Here is a 246-nt window from a genome sequence, read left to right on the forward strand (position 1 = left end):
GCAAACGTACGGCGACGACTCGGCGGACGAAGGCGCCCGTTGTCGTGCGGTCGTCGCGCAGGCGGAAATCGACGGCACGGAACAGCAGATCGTCGGGCGCGCGTGTCGGCAAAGCGACGGCACCTGGCAGATGGTGCAAAGCCCGGACGGCAGCATCGTGTGGTATCCGGATACCGCCTATCCGTACACCGACCCGTGGTACTGGGGGCCGGCGGTTTTCGTCGGAACGGGCGTGAGTTTCGTCTT

1 pseudogene is annotated in these 246 nt (G+C 65.9%); it reads left to right on the forward strand.

What is annotated here, in order from left to right:
- Positions 1-246, forward strand: a pseudogene (locus tag SB764_RS43495) (hypothetical protein); the annotation flags it as partial.

The organism is Paraburkholderia sp. SIMBA_027 (genome assembly GCF_046535315.1).
Classification (GTDB): domain Bacteria; phylum Pseudomonadota; class Gammaproteobacteria; order Burkholderiales; family Burkholderiaceae; genus Paraburkholderia; species Paraburkholderia tropica.